This window comes from Acinetobacter sp. YT-02 (assembly GCF_002412355.1).
GTDB classification, from domain to species: Bacteria; Pseudomonadota; Gammaproteobacteria; order Pseudomonadales; family Moraxellaceae; genus Acinetobacter; species Acinetobacter towneri.
In genome coordinates this window covers 35,931-60,251 of the sequence record NZ_NOZT01000015.1, presented here as the reverse complement: position 1 = coordinate 60,251, position 24,321 = coordinate 35,931, and the positions used below count along the sequence as shown (strand labels likewise).

The 24,321-nt window shown below is 41.9% G+C and carries 20 protein-coding genes and 1 riboswitch; of the genes, 9 read left to right on the top strand and 11 right to left on the bottom strand.

Translation table 11 applies throughout. The features are described 5' to 3' along the window. Nucleotides 1-146: 146 nt before the first annotated feature. The gene (gene znuD, locus CF596_RS06110; protein ID WP_096901540.1) at nt 147-2,288 is read left to right on the top strand and encodes a zinc piracy TonB-dependent receptor ZnuD; all 2,142 of its coding nucleotides are present in this window, start codon (nt 147-149) and stop codon (nt 2,286-2,288) included. Between the two features lie 105 nt (nt 2,289-2,393). After that, on the top strand, nt 2,394-3,857 hold the full coding sequence (locus CF596_RS06105; protein WP_096901539.1) for a phospholipase D family protein: 1,464 nt from the start codon (nt 2,394-2,396) through the stop codon (nt 3,855-3,857). A 78-nt stretch (nt 3,858-3,935) separates the two neighbouring features. On the opposite strand, the gene CF596_RS06100 is transcribed toward CF596_RS06105, so the two are convergent. After that, nucleotides 3,936-4,388: a hypothetical protein gene (locus CF596_RS06100; protein WP_096901538.1), complete on the bottom strand. Its 453-nt coding sequence runs from the start codon at nt 4,386-4,388 to the stop codon at nt 3,936-3,938. Nucleotides 4,389-4,567: 179 nt separating this feature from the next. Between CF596_RS06100 and CF596_RS06095 the strand changes: the two genes are divergently transcribed. Continuing rightward, on the top strand, nt 4,568-5,020 hold the full coding sequence (locus CF596_RS06095) for an RcnB family protein (protein ID WP_096901537.1): 453 nt from the start codon (nt 4,568-4,570) through the stop codon (nt 5,018-5,020). A gap of 78 nt (nt 5,021-5,098) precedes the next feature. On the opposite strand, the gene CF596_RS06090 is transcribed toward CF596_RS06095, so the two are convergent. From CF596_RS06090 to CF596_RS06075, 4 genes are all read right to left on the bottom strand, one after another. Further along, nucleotides 5,099-5,608 carry a phosphate-starvation-inducible PsiE family protein gene (locus tag CF596_RS06090; RefSeq protein ID WP_019836466.1) on the bottom strand — a complete coding sequence of 170 codons (510 nt, stop codon included), beginning with the start codon at nt 5,606-5,608 and terminating at the stop codon, nt 5,099-5,101. Nucleotides 5,609-5,746: 138 nt separating this feature from the next. Beyond that, nucleotides 5,747-7,528, bottom strand: a complete 1,782-nt coding sequence (locus CF596_RS06085) for an acyl-CoA dehydrogenase C-terminal domain-containing protein (protein WP_096901536.1) — start codon at nt 7,526-7,528, stop codon at nt 5,747-5,749. Nucleotides 7,529-7,747: 219 nt separating this feature from the next. Next, a complete protein-coding gene (locus CF596_RS06080; protein ID WP_096901547.1) occupies nt 7,748-9,550 on the bottom strand; it encodes an acyl-CoA dehydrogenase C-terminal domain-containing protein in 1,803 nt (600 codons plus the stop codon). Nucleotides 9,551-9,885: 335 nt separating this feature from the next. Next, complete coding sequence (locus tag CF596_RS06075; protein ID WP_096901535.1) at nt 9,886-10,509, bottom strand: hypothetical protein; 624 nt, start codon at nt 10,507-10,509, stop codon at nt 9,886-9,888. 136 nt (nt 10,510-10,645) lie between these two features. Here CF596_RS06075 and baeS point away from each other — a divergent pair, with 136 nt between their 5' ends. Continuing rightward, a complete protein-coding gene (gene baeS / locus CF596_RS06070; protein WP_096901534.1) occupies nt 10,646-12,298 on the top strand; it encodes a sensor histidine kinase efflux regulator BaeS in 1,653 nt (550 codons plus the stop codon). Between the two features lie 20 nt (nt 12,299-12,318). Continuing rightward, nucleotides 12,319-13,005 (top strand): response regulator, encoded by a 687-nt coding sequence (locus tag CF596_RS06065; RefSeq protein ID WP_096901533.1) that lies wholly within the window; start codon nt 12,319-12,321, stop codon nt 13,003-13,005. A gap of 111 nt (nt 13,006-13,116) precedes the next feature. Here the strand turns inward: CF596_RS06065 and CF596_RS06060 are convergent, their stop codons facing one another. The 6 genes from CF596_RS06060 to CF596_RS06035 form a co-directional block, all read right to left on the bottom strand. Next, complete coding sequence (locus tag CF596_RS06060) at nt 13,117-13,515, bottom strand: MmcQ/YjbR family DNA-binding protein (protein ID WP_096901532.1); 399 nt, start codon at nt 13,513-13,515, stop codon at nt 13,117-13,119. A 107-nt stretch (nt 13,516-13,622) separates the two neighbouring features. Continuing rightward, entirely contained in the window at nt 13,623-15,068 is a 1,446-nt protein-coding gene (locus tag CF596_RS06055; protein WP_096901531.1) for a protein adenylyltransferase SelO family protein, read from the bottom strand. Nucleotides 15,069-15,192: 124 nt separating this feature from the next. After that, nucleotides 15,193-16,359 (bottom strand): acyl-CoA desaturase, encoded by a 1,167-nt coding sequence (locus tag CF596_RS06050; protein WP_096901530.1) that lies wholly within the window; start codon nt 16,357-16,359, stop codon nt 15,193-15,195. Nucleotides 16,360-16,648: 289 nt separating this feature from the next. Then, nucleotides 16,649-17,362 (bottom strand): glycerophosphodiester phosphodiesterase, encoded by a 714-nt coding sequence (locus tag CF596_RS06045; RefSeq protein ID WP_096901529.1) that lies wholly within the window; start codon nt 17,360-17,362, stop codon nt 16,649-16,651. 168 nt (nt 17,363-17,530) lie between these two features. Further along, nucleotides 17,531-18,115 (bottom strand): cob(I)yrinic acid a,c-diamide adenosyltransferase, encoded by a 585-nt coding sequence (locus CF596_RS06040; protein ID WP_004975056.1) that lies wholly within the window; start codon nt 18,113-18,115, stop codon nt 17,531-17,533. A 139-nt stretch (nt 18,116-18,254) separates the two neighbouring features. Next, complete coding sequence (locus CF596_RS06035) at nt 18,255-20,099, bottom strand: TonB-dependent receptor (RefSeq protein ID WP_019836281.1); 1,845 nt, start codon at nt 20,097-20,099, stop codon at nt 18,255-18,257. Nucleotides 20,100-20,134: 35 nt separating this feature from the next. Next, nucleotides 20,135-20,359: riboswitch (cobalamin riboswitch) on the bottom strand. Nucleotides 20,360-20,551: 192 nt separating this feature from the next. On the opposite strand from CF596_RS06035, the gene CF596_RS06030 reads away from it, so the two are divergent. From CF596_RS06030 to CF596_RS06015, 4 genes are all read left to right on the top strand, one after another. After that, nucleotides 20,552-21,205: a phosphoribosylanthranilate isomerase gene (locus CF596_RS06030; protein ID WP_096901528.1), complete on the top strand. Its 654-nt coding sequence runs from the start codon at nt 20,552-20,554 to the stop codon at nt 21,203-21,205. Then, a complete protein-coding gene (gene trpB / locus CF596_RS06025) occupies nt 21,177-22,421 on the top strand; it encodes a tryptophan synthase subunit beta (RefSeq protein WP_096901527.1) in 1,245 nt (414 codons plus the stop codon). The genes CF596_RS06030 and trpB overlap by 29 nt, the downstream gene beginning before the upstream one ends. A gap of 174 nt (nt 22,422-22,595) precedes the next feature. Further along, nucleotides 22,596-23,117, top strand: coding sequence for a DUF1543 domain-containing protein (locus CF596_RS06020; RefSeq protein WP_096901526.1), 522 nt, complete (start codon nt 22,596-22,598; stop codon nt 23,115-23,117). 203 nt (nt 23,118-23,320) lie between these two features. Then, nucleotides 23,321-24,313, top strand: a complete 993-nt coding sequence (locus CF596_RS06015; RefSeq protein ID WP_096901525.1) for a DUF2804 domain-containing protein — start codon at nt 23,321-23,323, stop codon at nt 24,311-24,313. Nucleotides 24,314-24,321 lie beyond the last annotated feature (8 nt).

The following is a 24,321-nucleotide window of genomic DNA, read 5'->3' as shown; positions in this document are numbered from 1 at the left end:
AATTTCAAAGTAAATAATATAAAAAATCAGAATAAATTGTGATGAATAGCTTAATTGAGAATACAGAGGAACAATGTTTTTTATTGCAATGTTAATGAAATGTTATATTATAACATCAATTATTTTTACTAATTTGAGCATGGGTCATGTCGTTCCATAAAAATTTAATAACACTTTCCATTTTTTCAGTGCTGACACCTGCAGCATTTGCCAATACTGAAAGCAGTAGTACACAACTGGAAACTATTCAGCTACAAGCACATCCTTTGGTGCAAACTGCAGCAGATTTTGCAGTGGCCGATCATGTGATTGATCAAAAAACTTTGGCAGAGCGGAGTACCACTATAGGTGATGCAATGTCAGATGAGCTAGGTGTATATTCCAATCAATATGGCTCAGGTTCTAGCCGCCCTGTGATTCGTGGACAAGATGGCCCTCGGGTTAAAGTGCTGCAACATGCTTCAGAAACTGCCGATGTGTCTACACTGTCACCTGACCATGCTATCACTGTAGATCCGATTTTAGCCAAACAAGTTGAAATTATTCGTGGCCCATCAACATTACTTTATGGTGCAGGAACGGTTGGTGGCTTAGTTAATGTGACCGATCAAAAAATTCCAACTCAAATGCCAAATAATGGTTTAGAAGGACAGGTAGGTTTACGTTACAACACAGGTAGCGATGAAAAGCTAGTGAGTGCGGGGGTAACTGCAGCACTCAGTGATCAATTTGCGCTGCGTATTGAAGGTTCAAAACGTAAAGCCAATGATTACATTACCCCAAACTATTGGGTAGAGCATCATCATACAGAAGTACATGTTGAACCAGATGGCTCAACCCATACACATGAACATGAAGAGTTGGTAAAAGAACGCCGTGTAGACAATACCTTTGCCGAAGGGCAAACGGTGAATATTGGTGGATCATGGATTCATGACCGTGGTTTTGTGGGGTTGTCGTACAGTAACCGTCAGGACAAATATGGTTTGCCAGGGCATAGTCATGAGTATCATGATTGCCATCCACATGGAAATAAATTGCATTGCGGAAGTCATGACCCTGCACCACAACCAGATCCACATGACGAACACGAACATGCACATGGTGGCCCGTGGATTGATTTGGAATCACACCGTTATGATTTACGTACCGAGCTTGACCAGCCCTTTGCTGGCTTTGAGAAACTGCGTGCGCATGCCAGCTTTACCGATTATGAACATGATGAATTAGAAGAAAACAAAGTCATTAGTAACTTTAAAAGCAAAGGCTACGATGCTCGATTAGAGTTGGTGCACAAACCCCTTGCAGGTTGGGAAGGTGTGTTTGGTACACAGTATAGTCAGCAAAAAATTGATTTAACTGGACAAGTTGAACAACACGGCAATCATTCTCATGAAACCGTGCCTATGCCAGATACAAAAACTCAAAAATATAGTTTATTCGGTTTAGAACATAAACAATTTGGCGATGTGCATGTTGAACTCGGTGCACGGGTTGAACATCAAAAAATTGATGTCGATGCTCAGAAAAAAGATTATTCAGATACAGGTGTATCTGCTTCTGCAGCAGCCAACTGGCAGTTTGCACCTAACTATAAACTATCCCTTACAGGTTCACATCAGCAGCGTTTACCATTGGCGCAAGAGCTTTATGCCAATGGAATCCACTTTGCAACCAACACCTATGAGCGTGGCAATGCAAATTTAGATGTGGAAAAGTCGAATAATTTAGAACTTGGTTTGCACTATGAAGCTGACAAACTGGATTATTCGTTGCATGTGTATCATAACTGGTTTGATAATTATATTTATGGTGCGACTACCGACCATAAGGAAACTTTCCGTTTAATTGATTATCAACAAGACAAAGCCAAGTTTTATGGCACAGAAGCCAAGCTAGGGTATCAGATCAGCCCAGATTATAAACTCAGTGTGTTTGGTGATTATGTGCGTGGTGAGATTGACAATCAAAATGCACCACGTGTACCTGCAGGGCGTTTGGGGACTAAAGTGGATGCCAACTTTGCCGATGGTTGGTCGGGTATGGCGGAATATTATCGTGTCTTCAAACAAGACAAGGTTGCTTATTTAGAGCAAGAAACAGCAGGCTATAATATGGTCAATGTTGGTGTGGCTTATGCAGGCAATTATGCCAACAAACAAGATTATCGTGTGTATTTTAAAGCCAACAACTTGCTCGATGATGAAGTGTATTCACATGCCTCATTCTTGTCGAATATTCCACAAGTGGGTCGTAACTTTACAGTTGGTGTGGAATTTGGCTTCTAAAATTCAATTTGCTTTGAGCAGGATGTCTGCGTGAAAACACAGAAATCCTCTTGAAAATCCAAACAATTAAACCTAGTCTGAGCGCATCGGACTAGGTTTTTTGTTATGCGTATCTTTCAGCGAATTCATCAAAAATTGAATTGGTCGCCTCGGGCGTATGTGGGACTTATTTTAGGTTTTTTAGCTTTAGGTTATTTGGCGTCTGCGACCTACCACAGCTTAAAACCATTACCCGAAGGGCTGAATTACACTGGAAAATTACGTCATGCGCCTATTAAATTTATTGCCGATCAGACCTATATTGATGCGCAAGGCGTTCAGCAACAACAGCATCAAATTTTTAATGAAATTTTAGGACTGATTGATGCAGCACAAAGCACCATTGTGTTGGATATGTTCTTATTTAACTCTGAAGTGGGAACGTCTAAACAGCAGCATCAACCGCTAACGCAGCAACTCACCGATGCTTTAATTCATAAACGTCGGATGCAGCCGAATATTGAAATCAAAGTCATTACCGATCCCATTAATTCGGTATATGGCGGTATAGCACCTGAGCATTATCGTCAATTGCGTCAGGCGGGCATTGATGTGATTGAAACAGATTTAACCCCGCTGCGCGCATCGAATCCATTGTGGTCAGGCTTTTGGTATCTCTGCTGTCAGGGTATTCCAAATAATGCAGAAAAAGGTTGGCTACCCAGTCCTTTCGGCAAAGATAAAATTACCTTACGTAGTTATTTCAGTCTGTTTAATTTTAAAGCCAACCATCGTAAAACCATGGTGGTCGATACCACCGAAGGCTGGAAAGCGTTGGTGACCTCATTGAATCCGCATGATGGTAGTTCGCGTCATTCCAATATTGCCTTAGTGGTCACTGGCAATACAGCGGTGGATATTTTGCAGACAGAACAAGCTGTGGCACGTATGTCGCAAGGCAATGTGTCTGGGGTGATTGTGGGTGAGTTTGAGGCAGATCATTCTTACCCTCAAGTGCAGGTTTTAACGGAACAGGCCATTTGGGATGCAAGTTTATCAATGATTGAAAATGCTAAGGCGCAAGAGCATCTTGATTTGGCAATGTTTTATTTGTCAGAACGTAAAGTGATTCAGGCTTTAATTGCTGCACAGCAACGTGGTGTACAGGTACGGGTGTTGTTAGATCCGAATAAAGATGCCTTTGGTCGTGAAAAAAATGGTATTCCAAACCGACAAGTAGCATCCGAACTAAATGCGGCAGGGGTGAGCGTGCGTTGGTGTAACACGCAAGGCGAGCAATGTCATAATAAAATGATGATCAAATCTAATGCCACACAGGCAGAATTGACTTTAGGTTCTGCCAATTTCACCGCACGTAATTTAAAAAATTATAATTTAGAAACCAATTTGCGTGTGGTTGGACATCTACAAGACCCAGTATTTCAGGATGCTCAACACTATTTTAATACCGCATGGTCAAACCTTGAGGGTAAAAATATGAGTGTGGATTATGCTGTGTATGCCGATGAGTCGAAGTGGAAATATGCGCTGTATCGCTTTATGGAGTGGAGCGGTTTATCGACATTCTGACTTTAAACTTTTTCAGTCAGATGTAATATTCCTAGAAAAATCCCTCTTGTTTAAAGAGGGATTTTTTAGACCCGAATATTACTTTACAGGATTTGGCGGCACCATTTCATCCAAATCTTTATCACTTAGCTGATCTAACTCAGCAATATCGGTTTTGATTTTCCATTGTGTTTCATCATCTACAGGATTCGGCAAACGGGCTTCTAACCAGTCACAGACCACATCTGGACTAAATTCTGGATGGTTACATTGAATCACCCATGATAAAAAATCTTTAGCATCACCATTCATATACGGTGGTGGAGATACAGGCAAGAATTGGGTCGGTAAACGCTCATCTCTAGAAATATAATTCAGCACATGCCCCAATTCCTGCACAGTTTGCCATGCTAACGGATGTTCTACATCAATTTGAAATTTGAACCACCATGCATGCTGACCGTCTGAACCATAAGCGTCTACACGGGCTTGCTGTACACTTGGAACTTTGCAGAAAAACTGATGAAGGCGGTCAAAATTTAATTCAGGCACGAGGTTTCATCCAATTTCAAAAAAAATATATCTTAGCATAGGGGCTAGAGATATTTCATAAATGGCGAGCCGTGTCGGTGAAATCTGCGGAGTCGAAAGTTTAAAATTGCTGATTTTTTATTCATTGTTTATCCTTAATTTGAGCTTAGAATAAAAATATAAAAATAGGAGTGCTAGATATGAAAGTGGCGATTTTAACTGCATTGAGTGGCATGCTATTTTTAGGTATGTCGATGCAGAGCTTGGCAGAAACCAATCGCTGGGCAGGTTATACAGGCGTCGATACACAGCGCCATCAGCATCGTCCTCATTCGCCGCAGCATCGACCTTATTATTCTCAGCAACCCCATTCCTACCCACCACGTTATCTATACCATCACCCACGTCCTGCACCGCAGTGGGGGCAGCCAACTATTCGGAGTGGTATTAATATTCAATACAATGCACCAAGTACGGTGCAATATAACCACCAAAGCTACAGTTGGGTAAATGGTGAGCCGAGTAGTGCACATATTGAAAGTTCGACCTATCGTGTGGTGACTGACTGGCAGCACTTGGGTTTACCCGCTCCGCCACGAGGTATGTACTGGATTTTTGAACATGGGCGTTATGTGTTGGTGGCAAATCGTTGAGAAAAAAGTGAAATCATAGAGATCAATGCTTCTAGATATTGAATATCTAGAAGCATTTTTTTGACCTATTTTAGATTTTTACGCCAATTCATCATCTTCTGGGCGAGGGGTTTTGCCTTGTGCTAAAGGCTTTTCACTGTGCTTGTCTCGAATAACGGAAGGGTAATGCCAAGATGCAAAACGCACCACTAAAATTGCAGCGGCTAAAATTAAAATTGAACCAGTAATAATCACTAAATCGAGATCAGCTTTATGGTCGTGTTGAATATCTGAAATTAGCAAACGGGTTAGTGCGGTAATGGCAATATAAATTAAAAAACGTACAGGCATGTGATTGGTTTTAAAATAAATACCAACCATTGCTCCTAGTTCTAAATAGATAAAAAGCAATAAGATGTCATCAATAGTGGCATATTGTTTGATGGTGAAAATATCAATTACCGTATGTCCAGCAGACCAAATGACCATACAGCCAATGATAAAGAGCGCAAGATAATGAAAACTTTCTACTGCCCAATTGCCATATTTGTCTAATAGGCTTTCAACTGCTTGAATATTTCTATCTATTTTTGAACGACGTACTGCCATTTTCACCTCCTGTTTGAGTATGGATATTCAGACTTCAACAAAGGTAATGCAAATTTCATGCACAATTTAGAATAGGGATATAAAATTTAGTATAAAAAAACGCCTGATGATTCAGGCGTTTTTGCGATAATGTATTAATTAAGACTGGTTGGTGAAGTAATCTTCACTGAAGTTCATTACCACTTCTGCACCCGCTTTCACTTTGGTAATGCGTAAAGCTAGTTCTGGCAAAATACGTTGTACAAAGTACAGTGCCAATGACAATTTGTTTTGATAGAACTCACCCTCTTTTTGTTTGGCTGCATTGGCAATGCGCGCAAACATATATGAGAAGCTGAGCAAACCTAACGCATGTAAATAATCAACCGCTGCTGCGTTCGGGAAATCTACATTTTCTTTGGCTGCATTTAAAACGTATTGAGTCACGGATTCAACTTCAGTCGCTGCATCCAAAGTTGCATCTTTAATGAAGTTCAGGTCTGCATCTAAACCATTGGCAAAATCACGGATTTCTGCAATGTATTCTGCAATAAATTCACCATTGCATTTAATGGTTTTACGACCAATCAAGTCTTGTGATTGTACGCCGTTGGTGCCTTCATAGATTTGCGCAATACGTAAGTCACGTACACATTGTTCCATGCCCCATTCACGAATATAACCGTGACCACCAAATACCATTTGCGCATCTAAAGTGGCTTGGAATGCAGTATCTGTGAGGTAAGCTTTTGCAATTGGTGTTAACAGCGCGACACGGTCATTGGCTGCTTTTACAGCTTCAGGGTCTGTTGAGAACTTAGTGATATCCAGTTGCTGACCCACGTAAACTGCAAATGCACGAGATGCTTCATTATTGGCACGTGCATTGAGCAACATGCGACGAACATCACCATGAACTAAGATGCTATCCGCAGGTTTGCTTGGAGATTTAACACCAGATGCACTACGACCTTGTAAACGATCAGTCGCATATTGAGCTGCATTTTGGTAAGCAAATTCAGAAGCACCAAGACCTTGGATACCCATTGATAAACGTTCATAGTTCATCATCACGAACATGGCTGCAAGACCTTCATTTTCTTTACCGACCAAGAAACCCTTGGCACCGTCAAAGTTCATCACACAAGTCGCAGAGGCTTTAATGCCCATTTTGTGTTCAATTGAGCCTGGGGCTACAGGGTTGCGTTCACCCAATGAACCATCTTCATTCACCAAGAATTTTGGCACGATGAATAAAGAAATACCGCGTGAACCTGCAGGAGCATCCGGTGTTTTCGCTAAAACTAAGTGAATGATGTTTTCTGCGAGGTCGTGATCACCACCTGTAATGAAGATCTTAGTACCTGTAATGTTATAAGTACCATCTTCGTTGCGTTCAGCTTTAGTTTTAATAATCCCTAAATCTGTACCTGCATGCGGTTCAGTTAAGCACATGGTGCCTGACCATTCGCCAGAGTAGATTTTAGGTAAATAGGTTTCTTTCTGTTCTTGTGATGCATAACTGCTTAACGCCATGCCTGCACCGACAGATAGCAGTGGATACAACATGAAGGATGGGTTGGTGGCAAACAGCATTTCATCTGACAATACTGTCAGCATTTTTGGCATGCCTTGACCACCCCATTCTTCATCTGCGCCTAAACCAATCCAGCCGCCTTCGGCATATTGTTTAAATGCTTCTTTAAATCCAGCAGGTGTGGTGACTTCGCCATTGTTATAGGTCGCGCCTTCTTCATCACCGCTACGGTTAATAGGCAACGTCACATTTTGGGCAAATTTTGCCATTTCTTCCAAAATTGCTTCAGCCGTTGCAGCATCAAGGTGAGCGAGGTTTTCATTGTTTTGCCAGAATTGTTCTGCATTGAATACATCATTTAAGATGAATTTCATATCGGCAAGTGGGGCATTATAAATTGGCATGTGAGTTCACCTGTTTATTGTTTGAATCTTGATTCGTTGAGTTCAGTGTAATCTACAATTGTGAATGTTGTAGACCACTAAAGCGAAAGAATGCTTTATTTATAAAGAAAAAGGACTGTCAATGCTATGACCGTCCTTTCTCAATTTCTGTACTCAAGAGTACAACATTTTGAATATCCCGCTAAATATGTTCAATATTTAGCGAGTTTCAATTTTCGCTTAGAAAGCAAAGTGTTCAGCATCTAATGCAAATAGTGGCTCTACACCTGTTGCAATCACGTCTACGTGTGAGCGAACACGTGGCAAGATTTTCTTGAAGTAGAAACGTGCAGTCGTCACTTTAGCATTATAGAAGTCTACATCGGTTGTGCCTGCTGCAAGTGCTTCTTGAGCGACCAATGCCATACGTGCCCATAGGTAAGCTAGTGTTACATAACCAGAGAAGTACATGTAGTCTACTGCTGCAGCACCTACTTCCTCAGGGTTTTGCATTGCACGCATACCAATTTGCATGGTCAAATCGCCCCATTCTTTATTGAGCGCTGCGAGCGGTTCAACAAATTCTTGCATTGCTGCGTTGTCTTTGTTGGCTTCTGCAAATTTATGGATGATTTTGGTGAAGTCTTTCAACATTGCACCTTGTGTACCCAAAACTTTACGACCTAACAAATCGATTGCTTGAATTTCAGTTGTACCTTCGTACAAGCATGAAATACGTGTATCACGCACAATTTGTTCCATGCCATGCTCAGAAATGAAGCCATGACCGCCGAAGACTTGCACACCATGTTTTGCAGATTCAGAACCTGTTTCAGTTAAGAATGCTTTTGCAATAGGCGTCAATAAAGACAAGATGTTGTCAGAGAACTTACGTTCTTCTTCAGTTGCACCTTGTTCAACGATATCTGCGTGTAGAGACAACAGATACACTAGTGCGCGACCACCTTCAGCAAACGCTTTTTGAGTCAATAGCATATTGCGTACAGCAGGATGCACAATAATTGGATCTGCTTCTTTTTCAGGAGCTTTCGGACCAGAAAGTGAGCGCATTGCTAAACGGTCTTTGGCATAAGTCAACGCACCTTGGAAAGAACCTTCAGATGCTGCAAGACCTTGTACCGCTGTACCGATACGTGCAGTGTTCATGAACGTGAACATGCAGTTTAGACCACGGTTTTCAGGGCCAATCAAGAAACCTTTCGCATTATCAAAGTTGATGACGCAAGTTGCATTGCCATGAATACCCATTTTGTGTTCGATTGAACCACAACGTACACCATTACGCTCCCCTAAAGAACCATCTGCATTCAGGTTGAACTTAGGAACGATGAACAGAGAAATACCTTTAGTTCCTTTAGGTGCACCAGGTAAACGTGCCAATACGATGTGCACGATATTCTCTGCCATGTCATGTTCACCAGCAGAGATAAAGATTTTCTCGCCCGAGATTGCATAGCTTCCGTCGGCCTGAGGTTCAGCTTTAGTACGGATAATACCCAAGTCAGAACCTGCATGAGATTCGGTTAAACACATGGTACCTGTCCACTCACCTGAAACAAGCTTTGGCAGATAGGTTGCTTTTTGTTCATCTGAACCGTGGTGTTCTAAAGTACGTACAGCACCATGAGAAAGACCTGGGTACATGCCCCATGCCCAGTTTGCTGTACCTACCATTTCTGAAATCACGTTTCCTAGAGAAACAGGTAGACCTTGACCGCCGTATTGTTCTTCAGCAGAAAGAGACGGGAAGCCAAGTTCGATATATTTTTGATACGCTTCTTTAAAGCCCGTTGGTGTAGTCACCACGCCATCATTCCAAGTACAACCTTCACGGTCACCCACTTGGTTTAACGGAGATAATTCGTTTTCACAGAAATCTGCTGCAGCTTCCAAATATTGGTCAACCAATTCACGGCTTACGTTTTCTTGGAATGCAGGTAATTTTGAATAGTGATCTTCGGCATTTAATAATTCATGCAAAACAAATTGCATATCACGTAAAGGCGCTTTGTATTGTGGCATATCGGTTTCCTCAATACTGGTTTGACCAGCGTTATATTTTAAATGGATTTCAGCGCATGCCTTATTAGACATGCCGTGTTGCATTGGTTGTAATCGTGCAACATCTTCTAATTCGGTACAAGCATTTGCATAGCATTTCTTGGTGACTGTAAAGTCAAAGATTTTTACCTTGAAATGGCTAAGTTGCTTGAGTGTAAATAGTTTTGCTGAGTTTGAAATGACACAAATAGTCAAAAAGCGTAAAGAGACATGTCTGAGTGCAGTGGATAAAAAGATCAATAAAAAGGCGCTCAATGAGCGCCTTTAAAACAGTGTGAATTGACTGGTACGATTGCTTAACGTGATGCAGATTGCTTGATTTTTAAAGGTTGAATAGGCTGATTTGGCTGAAAACGTACTAAACATTGACCATTGAGTTGTTGGTCGCCTAGTTTAACCTGAACTTTTTGACCATGGGTTTTACCTTCACAAGCTGTGCGCATTGCTTGTTGATGAGCTTGACGCTGTGCCAATCGTTGATCGTACTGTTTGGTCATTTCAGCGCGTTGTGCATCGGTCAGTACTTCACCACGTTGCGGGCGCTGCATATTGGCATGCATAGCTTGATGCTGTTTCATCATATATTGACGTTGTTGTTTAAACGATTGACGGTCTGGCTGAAAGCGCATAGTACAGGTGCCCGAAACTGTTTTTTCGCTGAGTTTGAGTTGCAGCTTTGTACCTGCTGCCTTATTGTCACACGCTTGTTGCATCTGGCTACGAAAAGCATGGTTTTCTGCGCGCTTCGCACGATACTGTTCACGTTGTTCTGGGCTAAAACGTGAGTCGGCTCCAGCATGATGCTTCATCATGCGTGCCTGTTGTCGATCCGTTAAGTCATTGCTGGTTTGACAAGCCGTTAAAGCACCCATCCCCAAAACACTCGCCCCAAGTAACGCGATTTTTGTTATCTGTTTCATCTTACAGCTCCTTAACTGGAATCCGACTTTGCTTAAGTTAAGATTAAATAATAAAGATGAAGAAACAATGGAGAGTTTTTTGAAGCGCTGTTGGTTACAATGCTCAAAATGAAGAAAAAATTCTGAGACTGTTCTATTGAAAATTCGCCGTATTCCCATCGCCTTACGCCTGTTTTTAACAGTGCTACTGACGACCTTGCTAATCACCACGGTTAGTTTGGGGGTATTGCATGTCAATATGCAGCGTAACTTCAGTAAATACGTGGCCGACGTAGAAATGCAGAAGCTGGATTTGGTCATCCAAAACTTGGCAGAAGTGTATGCGGTGTACCATGACTGGGGCAATGCCATTCAGGCGCAAATTTTACAAATAGAAGGCGAAGCCGCACCCGATGATTATGACCGTTTATCGCGTTGGTGGTTGCGTCGTCAGTATGATATTGCCTTGCAGCAGCGCTATTTTCAGGAACATAGCTTAGCCAATGTAAATCCGAGTGTGGTTGAGCCGGACCCAATGAAGCGTCAAGCCAATGCAGAAGAGTTACGTTGGTTAGAGCTAAATTTACCTTCGCAGTTTCAGCCTTTTGAGGGGTTAGTATTTCCTTTAAGCGCCAATCAAAATGCATTCCGTTCAGATCGTAAAAACGAAGGGCAGAACAATACAACAGACGCTTCGGGTAAAAAACAGTTTATTTCGATGCCTGACCGTTTGGGGTTGAGTTCACGTTTATCTTTATATGATGCGCAGCGTCAGTTTGTTGTGGGTGAGCCTGCGGAAACTCAGATTTCCTATCGTCCAATTATGGTCGGTGAAAAAATCGTGGGCTATTTGGGGTTAAAACCTGTGCTTGAGCAGGAAGATGCGTTAAGTATTAACTTCTTTAGTAAGCAAACTCGTTATTTATTATTGGTTTATGCCTTAAGTATTTTGGCCAGTTTGATTGCTGCCTTATTGTTAGCGACCTATTTTAAAAAGCCAATTCAGCGCTTATTAAATGGCACACGTGAATTGACCAAAGGTCATTATCAGCATCAGATCACGGTCAAGCGTAATGATGAATTGGGTGATTTATCGACAGAACTGAACCATTTGGCAGTGATTTTAGACCAACATGAAAACTCACGCCGTCAGTGGGTGGCAGATACTTCGCATGAATTGAAAACCCCATTGGCGGTGTTGCAGGCACAAATTGAAGCTATGCAAGATGGTATCCGCAAAGCTACGCCAGAGCATTTGGCTGCCATGATGCATCAGGTCAATAGCCTGAAAAAACTGACGCAGGATTTGTCGGACTTGGCGCAAGCTGAAGCCATGCAATTGAAGTGCTATTTTGCAAGCATTGATCCTTGGCAAGTGATTGAACAGGAAATTGAAAGCTTTAAGCCGAAATTTGAGCAGGCGCAATTGGACTTGATCGTGTCTGGCGAAGGCACGCAATTACAATTGGATATAGACCGTTTTAAACAAATTATGCTCAACTTATTGAGTAACAGTATTCGCTATACCGAAGCAGGCGGGCAGGTGCATATTCACACCAGTCTAAGCGCAACCGAGTGGACCGTGTATGTAGATGACAGCCCGTTTGGCCTAAGTGATGAACAACTGGCCCGTTTGGGTGAACGTTTTTATCGTGCCGATGATTCACGTACTCGGGCGACAGGTGGTACAGGTTTAGGTTTGGCCTTATCGGTCAAAATTGCCAAAGCATTGGGCGGAGAGTTAAGTTTTGCTCATTCACCGTTGGGTGGTTTACGCTGCAAATTAAGTTTTCCAAAAATCAAATCTTAATGGACTTTAAGGAATCGTGCATGAAACATATCTTACTGGTTGAAGATGAAATTGAACTGGCCCAATTGGTGCGAGATTATTTAGAAGCTGCTGGTTTTGAAGTCAGTATGTTTCATGATGGGCAAGAAGCTTATGACAGCTTTTTGCAGCGTAAACCAAGCTTGATGATTTTAGATTTGATGGTACCACGTATGGATGGTTTGACCATTTGCCGCAAAGTGCGTGAACAGTCCGATGTGCCTATTATTATGGTCACGGCACGTACTGAAGAAATTGATCGGGTGCTAGGCTTGAACATGGGCGCAGATGATTATGTATGTAAGCCTTTTAGCCCGAAAGAATTGGTGGCACGTGTGCAAGCGGTGTTGCGCCGTTTGGAGCGTAAAGTTGAACCTGAAAGCAATGATTTATTCCGCATGGATAAAGCACAGCAGCGCATTTGGTATCAACAAAAAACCTTGAATTTGACCCCAACCGAATTCCGTTTATTGGAATTGTTTTTAGAGCATGTCGGGCAGGTGTATTCACGCGCGCAGTTGCTAGACCATATTAACCCAGACAGTTTTGAAGTGGCAGACCGTGTGATTGATAGCCACATTAAAAACTTGCGCCGTAAAATTTCTGATGCTGCCGAAACAGGTAATCGTCATGAATGGATTCAGGCGGTGTATGGTGTGGGTTATCGTTTTGAGTATCCTGAAGATTAAGCCTTAGCTGTAGAAAAAAGCGAATCAGGGAGGGTTCGCTTTGGCTGTTTCCTTTCCATTTTGGAAGGTTAAAAATGAATCGGTGAATATCCTTAAAAAAAATCACAGATTTTATTGGTTGAAGGGCATTGCACTTCTTAAAAGCTCAACCCGTTGTCTTTCCGCTTTCCTTAATTTTGCGACTACCAGTTCATAGGAGTTTAAGACTAAATCTTGCACCAATTGCTCATCTAAATTGTCATCTGCAAAAATTGAAATCCAATGTTGTTTATTCATGTGCCAGCCCGCACGAATATAAGGATAAAAATCACGTAACATCGCACCATGCTCAGGCTGAACTTTCAAGTTGATGATGGCATGACCATTTAAATACAGACTTAGCATAAACACTTTATCGAAAACTTTATGCACCAAACAACCATCACCAAAAGGTTCGCTCAGGCTAACCTCAGGCAATTGTGTTGCAACCCTTGCTGCAATTTGATGCAGTGATGACGGTGTTTGTGCCACTTATTTTCCCCTAAAAAGTTTATCCTGTGGATAACCACAGCTTTTTCCACAGAAAATGTGTATAACTTTGCTGGAATTCTAAACGTCCTTTGGCCAGTGCATCCGTATTAAGATGAGCAACTCACCATCACTTCTGGCACATCATTTGGCAAAGGCGTTAAATCTTCAGGTTTTTCCAATGCTGTTTGCTGAATATATGGCTGGCTAAGCAAGTTAAATAAACGTTCAACTTCTGAAAAATCATCACGTTCTGCTTGCTCAATCGCCTTTTGCGCCATGTGATTGCGCAAAATATAATGAGGGTTCACCTGTTGCATTGCAGTATCTAAAGCATCGGTGTCTTGATGTTCACGAATCTGTAAATACTGCGCTAAAAAGCTTTCCCACTGACGACGATCCAAACAATCATCCAGTATTTCTGTGTATTGTTTATTTTGTAGGCGGATAAAGCTTTGGGTGTAATCCAGTTGCTCACTTTGCAAAATGCGTAAGAAGTTGGTAGCGCAGTCAAAACTGTCTTTGTGGAAACTTGGCAGTCCCATTTTTTCACATAAACCGAGTTTGTAATGCGCTAAAAAAGTCGGTTCAAAATGCTCTAAACATGCTGCCAGTGCTTGTTTCCAGTGTTCTTTCTGATTTGGGTTTTGTTCAAGCGGAATTAAGTTGTTCAACCAGACCCACAAATTCCAGTGCGCCACGCTTGGTTGTTGTTGGTAGGTATAACGTCCCTGATAGTCTGAGTGATTGTTGATCCAGTTGGGACGAAAACGCTCCATAAAGCCATACGGGCCGAAATCGAGTGTTGAACCTGTGATATTTAAATTATCAGTATTCATTACGCCATGTGCAAAACCGACCAATTGCCATTTGGCAATCATAACAGCAGTACGTTGAATGACTTGTGTAGCAAAGGCGAGTACTGGCTGTTCGGTTGTCAGGCATTCTGGATAGTGCCATTCGATACACTTTTGCACAAATTCAGGTAACAGTTCAGGCTGATACTGATTGATCCATTCAAAATGTCCTAATCGAATATGACAGTCTGATGTGCGTAATAGCATTGCACCAAGTTCTAATTTTTCACGTTGTACACCTTGAGTGGATGAGGTAAATCCAACAGCATTGCTTGATGGCACACCCAGCGCATTTAAAGCATGACCTGCCAAATATTCACGAATCACTGAACGTAACACGGCACGTCCATCCCCCATACGTGAATAAGGCGTTTTCCCCGCACCTTTTAAATGCAGGTCGATTGTACGTTGATGTGTGTCCAAAACTTGCGCAATGAGTAAACCGCGTCCATCTCCCAATTGACCTGCCCACTGACCAAATTGATGTCCTGCATAGACCATTGCCAAAGCAGGAAATTCTTTAAACGTCTTTTGACCACTGCAAATTTCCACCCATTGCTGTTGTTCTTCGGCTGTCCATTGCAGTTCTTTTGCCAAGGCTGCATTAAAGTGTCCTGCTTTTGTACCTTTTAAAGGTAAAGGCTGCTGCATGTGATAAAGACGGGCGGGCAGGGTCGGATAACGTGGATTAAATTGCATGATGATGAAGCGCTTGGCACAAAGTGAGTTTCACTATAGCAAACTTAGACTTTAAAAACTGTAGTCTAAAAATACAGAAAGCCCTGAACAGGTCAGGGCTTTCGCAGTGCATCAGAACAGAGGTTTATTCAGATACAGGATTCTTTTTCAGGTTGCGCATCAGCAAGTTCAAGGTTTCACGATGGTGTGAAAGACGCTGTTCAACCAACTGGAATTCAACTTTCAATTTGTCATCCATTTGGTGAATTTTTTCTGCTACAGAAGCTTTTTTCGCCTGAATTTCTTGCTCTTTTAACTTTGCCCAATCGTTCAGGGTTTGGGTAAAGGCATCATATTCTTGCGAAATACGGCTTTTAACTTGGCCAATGTCATCATTTACATTGTGTCCATAGACCGCCAAGTCTTGCTCTGCATATTTAAAACGCATCGCCAATTCTGCTTTTTTAATATTAAAGCTTGGAATACGGCGTAAGTTTTTCGCTAAGCCCAACTTCGAGCATGACCAAATTAACCATTTAGTTGGGTCATATTGCCACCATTTTACGCCATTACGATAATCATACTGGAAAATGTGGTGATAGTTATGATAACCCTCGCCCCAAGTGGCAATTGCTAACCAGAAGTTATCACGCGCGGTATTTTCGTCAGTATAAGGACGCGACCCCCACATGTGGCACAGCGAGTTAATAAAGAAGGTAACATGGTGGCTTAAAATCAGACGCATTAAACCGCCCAATAACAACACGCCCCACATATCGCCCACAGCCCAACCAATTGGCACCAAAATGCCAACGTGAACTGCAATTACGAGCGGAATATAGTATTTGTGTTGGAACATCACCAGTTTGTCATTTAACAAATCTGGCGCATTTTTAAAGTTTGGCTCTGCGGCAGGGTAGTCACGTAGCATCCAGCCCATGTGCGCAAACCAAAAACCATTATTAATTGAATATGGGTCTTTTTCGACATCATCAACATGGCGGTGATGGGTGCGGTGACCTGAACCCCAGAACAAAATACTGTTCTGAACGGCAAATGTTCCCATAATCATTAAAATGATTTTCAAGGGAAGGGTAGCTTCATAAGCACGGTGTGCCCATAAACGGTGATAACCTGCTGTAATACCCAAGCTACTTACGCCAAGTAATACAAACATGCTGATCCAAGCGGCTAAGCTAAAATCATGGTGATAGGCATACCAAGGAATCGCGATCACTGCAACAATAGGTAAGAAAACCAGTGCAAAGATGGCAATCCAGTTGATTGGGGCTTTGGGTAAGGGAGCATTCATCTCCAACAGCACTCCTAGAACCTTGGGAGGTATAAATGGACGCTTAATCCGTTATAACGCTATGACCGATCTATAGATTGAAATCATAGTATTAAATTTTTTAGGGATTAATTTTTTCGCATATTAGCATGAGCGTATTCACGATCACAGCATTATTGTACAGTTGTATTGTACTGGGTGGTAACAGAATATAATGGTATCTGCGAGATTTTACGGAAATATGATATACGGTAGCCAAACAAGCACGATAAATCATTTATTTATTCATCAATATGCTTAAGGTTACCGCTTACAAGTGTTGCATCATCAGTTTAGGATAATCGGTAATTAAACCCTGAATCCCTAAATCTTTAAGCTGTTTGGCGCGTTCAATCTGGTTGACTGTCCAAACGCTGATATTCAGTTTGGCCTGTTGTGTGGCTTGAATGAGCGCACCGGTTGCGAGTTCGTTCATCCAACCAATTTGGCAACAACCTAATTCTAAAGCCTGATCAATGGCTTGATATTGCAGATTATCTTCAACCAATAAACCGCGTTTAAAGCGTGATTTTTGTTGTTGCAAAGCCCAGTGAATTTTCGGATCAAAACTGGTGATGATGGCGTTGTGTTCAAAACCCTTCAAATGTTGCTCTAAACTTTGGGTAATTTTTTCGGCAGCGGCATGCGAGTTGACCGCTTTGACTTCTACTTCAATATGATCAAAATTTTGAATAATGGTCATGGTTTGATTGAGTAGGGGCGTGGTTTCGACTTTATTCCAGTCCGACCACATCACCGCATGATTGTAATGGTTTAAATCTTCCAGACTACATTCATACAGTGCTTTGTCTTGTCCTGTGGTGCGAATGAATTGATCATCATGCATAACCACTAAGGCATTGTCTTTGAGTTGACGCACATCAAACTCAACCGCTCGAATGCCAATATTTTGAATATATTCAAAACCACCGAGTGTGTTTTCAGGCGCTTCGCCACGCGCACCACGATGACCAATTATGCGCATAATGTGCCCATGAATTGAAAGTTTGCTTTCATTTTGCAAGTACGACGTGACAAAGAGATGACATTTCTTATTTTGGTCGGATGGTGTGAAATTTCAAGCAGCATCCGACGTGATTTTTTAGATGCAAAATCAGGGCTTTATTTTAGTTTCCGATTCTAGAGTGTGATGTCAGTTACCAATACTGTCGTTGATGTTCTTTTGCCATAACACTTCGCTGCCTCTTTCGGCACGTTGCAAGCTGCGAGATGCCACAAATAGCCAGTCAGACAGTCGGTTCAGTAATTGCAAAGATGGTGCCTGAATATTTTGATCACGGTTGTGTACGGTCATTAAACTACGTTCTGCACGACGACATACGGCACGGGCTTGATGTGCATAACTGCATGCCAATGTACCTGCAGGCAGAATAAATTCTTTGAGCATTGGCAGGCTTTCATTCATGCGGTCAATGTCTTGTTCTAGGAACTCAATCGCAAGTGGTTGTACGAGATGGTAATTGGGGATACAGACTTCACCGCCTAAATCGAATAGCCAGTGCTGAATCAGGCTAAGCGATTTGTCCCAAGTGTTTTTGTCTTGAATGTTGCTATGTGTAATTTGTGAGCGCAATACGCCTATGCAGGCATTGAGTTCATCGACATCGCCCAGTGCATGAATGCGTAAGTCGTCTTTGGCGACACGTGAGCCATCGCCCAGTCCTGTTGTGCCTGAATCGCCTGTGCGGGTGTAGATTTTGCTTAAACGGTGGCCCATGATCGTTCCTTGTTTGAAAGTGAAAGTTGCGTTTACTTGGTTGTAAGAAATAAAAGCTGGCGCAATAAAAAAGGATAATGTCGGTCATTACATTATCCATAAACTGCGCTGTTTTAAAGTTTTTGTTGTTATGCGGGTTTTAGTAGCGGAAAGTTACACCTGCTGAAGCGAGGCGACCGCCGTTGATGTAGTAATAACCTTGATCTTGGTATGCGGTCTTGTATTCAACATCCCCAATATTTTGAATATTGGTAAATAGTTTGACATTTGGGTTTACATTCCAGAAAGCATTTACATCAACCGTTGCATAACCTGGGTTCTTATAGTTTTTATCCCAATCTTTGGATTTGGATTTAGCGACCAAAGATGCGCTAATACCATATATTTCATTTTGTAAGCCAGTTGTTAAGGTAAAACCTTGACGTGGGCGACGATTTAAATCTTGATGAGTTGCAGCATTTTGAGGTTTAACGTAACTATAGGTTGCTTTAGCAAATAAATCATCTTGCTGCCAACCTAAATAAGCCTCACCCCCTTGGTACGTCGCCTTTTGAATATTTGTCAGTTTGCCATTGCGGTCTGAGGCGATTAAATCTTCAACTTCTGTATAGTAAGCAGATAAACCTGTTTGCAAGCCATAAGCTAGATTTTGGTCAAAACCAATTTCATAGGAGGTGCTTTCTTCTGGGTTCAGATTAGGGTTGCCATTCCATGAATTATAAAGTTCATTCAAGGTTGGCGATTTAAATGCTGTACCTACATTTACATATGCGCTAGTTGATGGTAGCAATTGATACCGAGCAGCAATTTGACCTACAGTATGCGTCCCATATTTTTCATTGTCTTCTACACGAACACCCACTTGGGTATTAAGTTTAGTCCCGTTAAGTTGATGCTGAATATAATATCCGGTTGAGTCTACTTCTTCATCATAGGGTGTGCCATAAGATAGAATATCGCCATCGAGATTGCGATGAGTCACACCCGTAAGTAAAGTCTGCTGAGGCATGAAGTTCCATTTACCATAGAATTCTGCTTCTTGAGTTTTACCATGTACAAAGTCGGTTGAATCTTTTTGGTCGACTTCATCTGTAAATTGAGACAAACGTGCATTCAGTTCAAATTGATCGGTCAGGTTTATACGACCGCGAAGATTGATAATTTCATTTTCAAAGTCTTGTTTCAGCAATGCACCGTTAAATGTATAAGCATCATATAAGCTAGTGCCTTTATTTGTGCTGTAGTCAATTGATGTTGCAAAATTTTCTTTTTCTACACCAAGTTTGGTACTAAAGCCTTTTTGATCAAAAGAAGCAGTTTCATTGCTGCTAGTTTTTTGGTTGGTTACTTTTGTTGCATCAGATTCTAATCGTTGGCCGCGAATTTGAGCATAAAAACTGTCTTCATATAAATCAGCACCGATGACGGATTTATAGGTTTTGTTTTCGCCCACTTCACCTGTAATAAAGGCACCTGTTTTTTCAGGTTTTTTTGAAATCAATTGAATCACACCGCCAATAGCATCTGTACCATAGAGAACAGATGCAGGACCTTTTAGAATTTCGATTTGTTTGATATCTGTGGTGTCAATAAAAGCAAGATTTGCTGTACCCGAAGATGCATTATTTAATCGTATACCATCACGTAAAATCAAAGTATGGTCTGATTCAGTACCACGCAAATAAATATCGGCAAGTTGCCCCATACCACCACTTTGAACCATGTTAATGGCAGCATTGTATTTTAGTAAATCAGGAAAAGAAGCAATTGGCGACTGTTCCAAAATCTTTGGCTCAATAATATTAATCCGCGCAGGAACATCTTTAATATTTTGTTCACTACGTGAAGCAGTAACAACAAGCGTATCTAAAGCAACATTCACCACACGCTGATCTTGCGATTCTGCAGCAAAAACTGAAGTTGAAAAACCCATTGCAAGCGCAATTGCGCCCACTAAAGCAGTAGGCTGAAAAAGAGTAGACATGACTTTGCTCCATACATTCACCCCACGTGAATGATTGAGTTAAGGGCACAACAAGCAGGTCTCCGGACTTCAATGTGCCAAGCATCTTCTAATTTATGATTGCTTCGCTATATATCCACCTTCCCATATTGTTCATACAGTGGTGTAAATCATAAGATTTAAATTGATATACGTTTCATGGTTACCGTTGCGGGGGCAGTGTTGGACTTTCACCAACTTCCCTAAAGCTCAAAGCTAGGACTCGTTGCATTTGCGCGAAGTATAAAGTCTGTATGCCATTTAAACAACGGAAATGCAGAATAATCCGCCTGAACTTCACTCAACCCCTTAAAATTGCATTACAATGATTCGCCCCAATATCTGATTCTGTGAGTGTGAACAGACAATTTTAAAGTCACGCACAGCAAGATCAGCAAAATGAAGATTGAAAATCAGGATTAGAGTCCAAAACGATGCGTACCCGTGCCAAAATTTGCGGAATCACGCGAATTCAAGATATAAACAGTGTTGTGCATGCGGGTGCAGATGCAATTGGCTTGGTGTTTTATCCTCCAAGTCCACGCAATGTGAGCATTGAGCAAGCACAAGGCTTGCTGCAACACATTCCCGCTTATGTGCAAGTGGTTGGTTTATTTGTCAATGCAACGGCAGAAGAAATAGCCGCTGTACTGAAACAAGTACCTTTAGATATTCTGCAATTTCATGGTGATGAAACACCCTTGCAATGTCAGCAAATAGCACAGCAAGTTGGACGTCGATGGTACAAAGCCATTCAGGTCAAACCTGATTTAAATGTGTTAGATGCGATAAAAAGCTATCAACAAGCAGGTGCAAGCGCAGTATTATTAGACGCGTGGCATCCTGAATTGAAAGGTGGTACAGGACACAGTTTTGACTGGTCAAAATTCCCCAAACTCGATATTCCTTTAATTTTGGCGGGTGGTTTAAACCCTGAAAATATTGAAGATGCAATTCAGACGACTCAAGCCTATGCCGTTGATGTCAGTGGCGGGGTAGAGTCTGCAAAAGGTATTAAAGACCAACAACTCATAGAACACTTCATGCAAGGAGTCCAACGTGGATCAGCAAAGTACAAATCACAATAATCCAGTGATTGACTATACCCAGTTCCCAGATGCAAAAGGGCATTTTGGGATCCATGGCGGACGTTTTGTGTCAGAAACGCTGATGGCGGCTTTACAAGACTTAGAAAAATTGTATTTCCGCATGAAAGATGATCCGCAGTTTTTGGCAGAATTCGACCGCGATCTCGCCTACTATGTAGGTCGTCCTAGTCCTTTGTATTATGCTGAGCGATGGTCTAAAGAGTTAGGTGGTGCGCAAATTTACTTAAAGCGTGAAGACCTGAACCATACAGGCTCACATAAAGTGAATAACACCATTGGTCAGGCATTACTGGCAAAGTTGTCTGGTAAAAAACGCATTATTGCCGAAACAGGCGCTGGTCAGCATGGTGTGGCAACCGCAACGATTGCAGCCCGCTTAGGTTTAGAGTGCGTAGTGTTCATGGGTGCAGAAGACGTCAAACGCCAGGCCATGAACGTGTACCGCATGCGTTTACTCGGGGCAACGGTTGTACCTGTAGAAAGTGGCTCTAAAACCTTAAAAGATGCCATGAACGAAGCTATGCGTGACTGGGTGACCAATGTCGATTCAACGTATTATGTGATTGGTACTGTGGCAGGCCCACATCCGTATCCACAATTGGTACGTGATTTCCAATCTATTATTGGTCGTGAAGCACGTCGTCAAATTCAAGAGCAGGCAGGTCGTTTACCTGACGCACTTGTGGCTTGTGTTGGTGGTGGTTCTAATGCGATGGGCTTGTTCTATCCATTCTTGAATGATGCCGAAGTGAAAATGTACGGTGTCGAAGCTGCGGGCTTGGGCATTGAAACAGGCAAACACTCTGCGCCATTGAATGCAGGACACGTAGGCGTATTGCACGGTAACCGTACTTATTTAATGTCGGATGCACAAGGTCAGATCATTGAAACCCACTCTATTTCTGCAGGTCTGGATTATCCAGGTGTAGGGCCAGAGCACAGCTTCCTGAAAGATATGCACCGTGTCGATTACGTGCCAATCAATGACCAAGAAGCTTTGCAAGGTTTCCGTGATTTAACCCGCATTGAAGGGATTATTCCTGCTTTAGAAAGCTCGCATGCTATGGCTTATGTAAGCAAGCTTGCACCAACGATGGATAAAGACCAAATCATTATTGCGACTGTTTCAGGTCGTGGTGATAAAGACTTAATGACTGTTGCCCGCATTGATGGCGTGGAAATGGTGGATATGTAAATCGTAAGCTGCTTGAAATAAAGTATGCTACATTTCAATTCAATCGTGCTGAAGCAATTCGGCACGATTTTTTATTTGGAGGATTGAAAAATTCTCGCTACTTTAAACAATCATGCTTCAAAATCATCAACCTTAAAAGCCATCATGCTTAGGAAATTTGCGTAGGAGTCGGATATGCCCAGTTTATTTATCGTGATGTTAGGCGGGCGTCATGCGCGAGCCAATACTGAAGTGCATGATGTGGTACTTGCGGTAGGCGATTCTTTAGAACAGACCTATCCGCAACTCAAGCAGGCTTGGTTTGCAGAACCGAAAGGTTTGCATATTGACGCATGGGCGCAAATTAATGGTGTTGAGTTTGAAGGTAAATCCTACTATTTAAAATTTACCGATGCGCAGCCGAATCAGGCAGAAAACCGACTGTATTTAATTAATTTAGGTGGATATGATCCGCGTGAGTTTGGCGAGTTACATCGTTATGTACTGGTGGTGGCGCAAAATCCAATGGTGGCAAAACAGCGTGGTAAAGCCTATTTTGCCCAGCACTGGCAAAAACAACATACCGATCGGGTCTTAGAGGTAGATGATTGTATTGCGATAGATCAGGTGCATGGTCGCTATGTGCAATTGGTTGAAGGCTCATTTTCAGGCAATCGTTGGGAAAATACCTATCTGACTTTGAATGCTGATGCTTAAATACCTTCAGAATATTGAGGGGAAGATATCTATTAATTTATATTTTGTATATTTAGTGAACGCTCAAGCCTTAAAATAGTAAAACAATCTATGCTTTTATAGTTTTTTGAACAAAATCATAAGCTGCGGGTTTTTTGTACATGCATTTGTAGGCATAATACGACCAAAGATGAATTGTTTTTAGACAATAGGGAATGTCTTCAATGGATTTAATTCAGGCGAATGGACAACCGCATTATGGACGTTTTAGTGAACTTCCCAAAAAAATTGATTATCAGGCTTATCAATATAAATCACCGTATGGTGAAGTATTGTCGGGTTGGCGTAAACGCTTAAAATATAAAAAGTTTAAATTCTGTAGTATTCAGCACGAACACTATACCATTGGGCTTGCGATTGCCGATATTGCTTGGGCAGGGCACGGTTTTGTCTATATTTATAATCACATGACGGGCGAAGTGCAGGAATGGAATGCGATTAATTTTTTATCGCGTAATACGGTTTTAGATGAGCAACAGTTATTTAATCAAAGTTTTTTTGAAAAATCGCCATTTCAAATTGAAATTCAACATGCCAATGGTGTGCGTTATATCCGCGTGACCAAATATGGTGAAATTAAACTCAGTGCGCGGATATTTTGTGCAGGCACAGACCCGCTAAGTATGTGTAGCCCAACAGGTATTAATGGTTGGACTTACACCCAAAAACTGACCACACTCGGCTGTGAAGGCTATTTTGTTAATAAAACAGGACAAACCATTCAATTCCATGAACGCACCTTTGCTTCTTTAGATGATACCTGCGGTTTTTTACGCCCTGAAACAGCATGGTTTTGGTTGTCGTGCAACTTTTGGGATACCGAAGACCGTCGTGTAGGCTTGAATCTGGCTTCTGGTGTGAATGAAAGTTTTGGCAACGAAAACTGTTTGTGGATTAATGGCGTGCTGTATCCCTTAACAGATGTGTTGTTCCAACCTGAGGATGATGGCTCGTGGAGCATTCGCTCACTGGATCATCGTTTGAATTTAACTGTCAGCACAGGTTGGCGCCGTTATGAAAACCTGAATTTGCGTCTAGTCGGCAGTCAGTTCAGCCAATGGCAAGCTAAAATTAGTGGTACTATTCAACAAGACGATACCGAAATTATTTTGTTAAACGAATACGGCTTGCTTGAACAGCATTATGCCAAGTGGTAGGGCAAGTT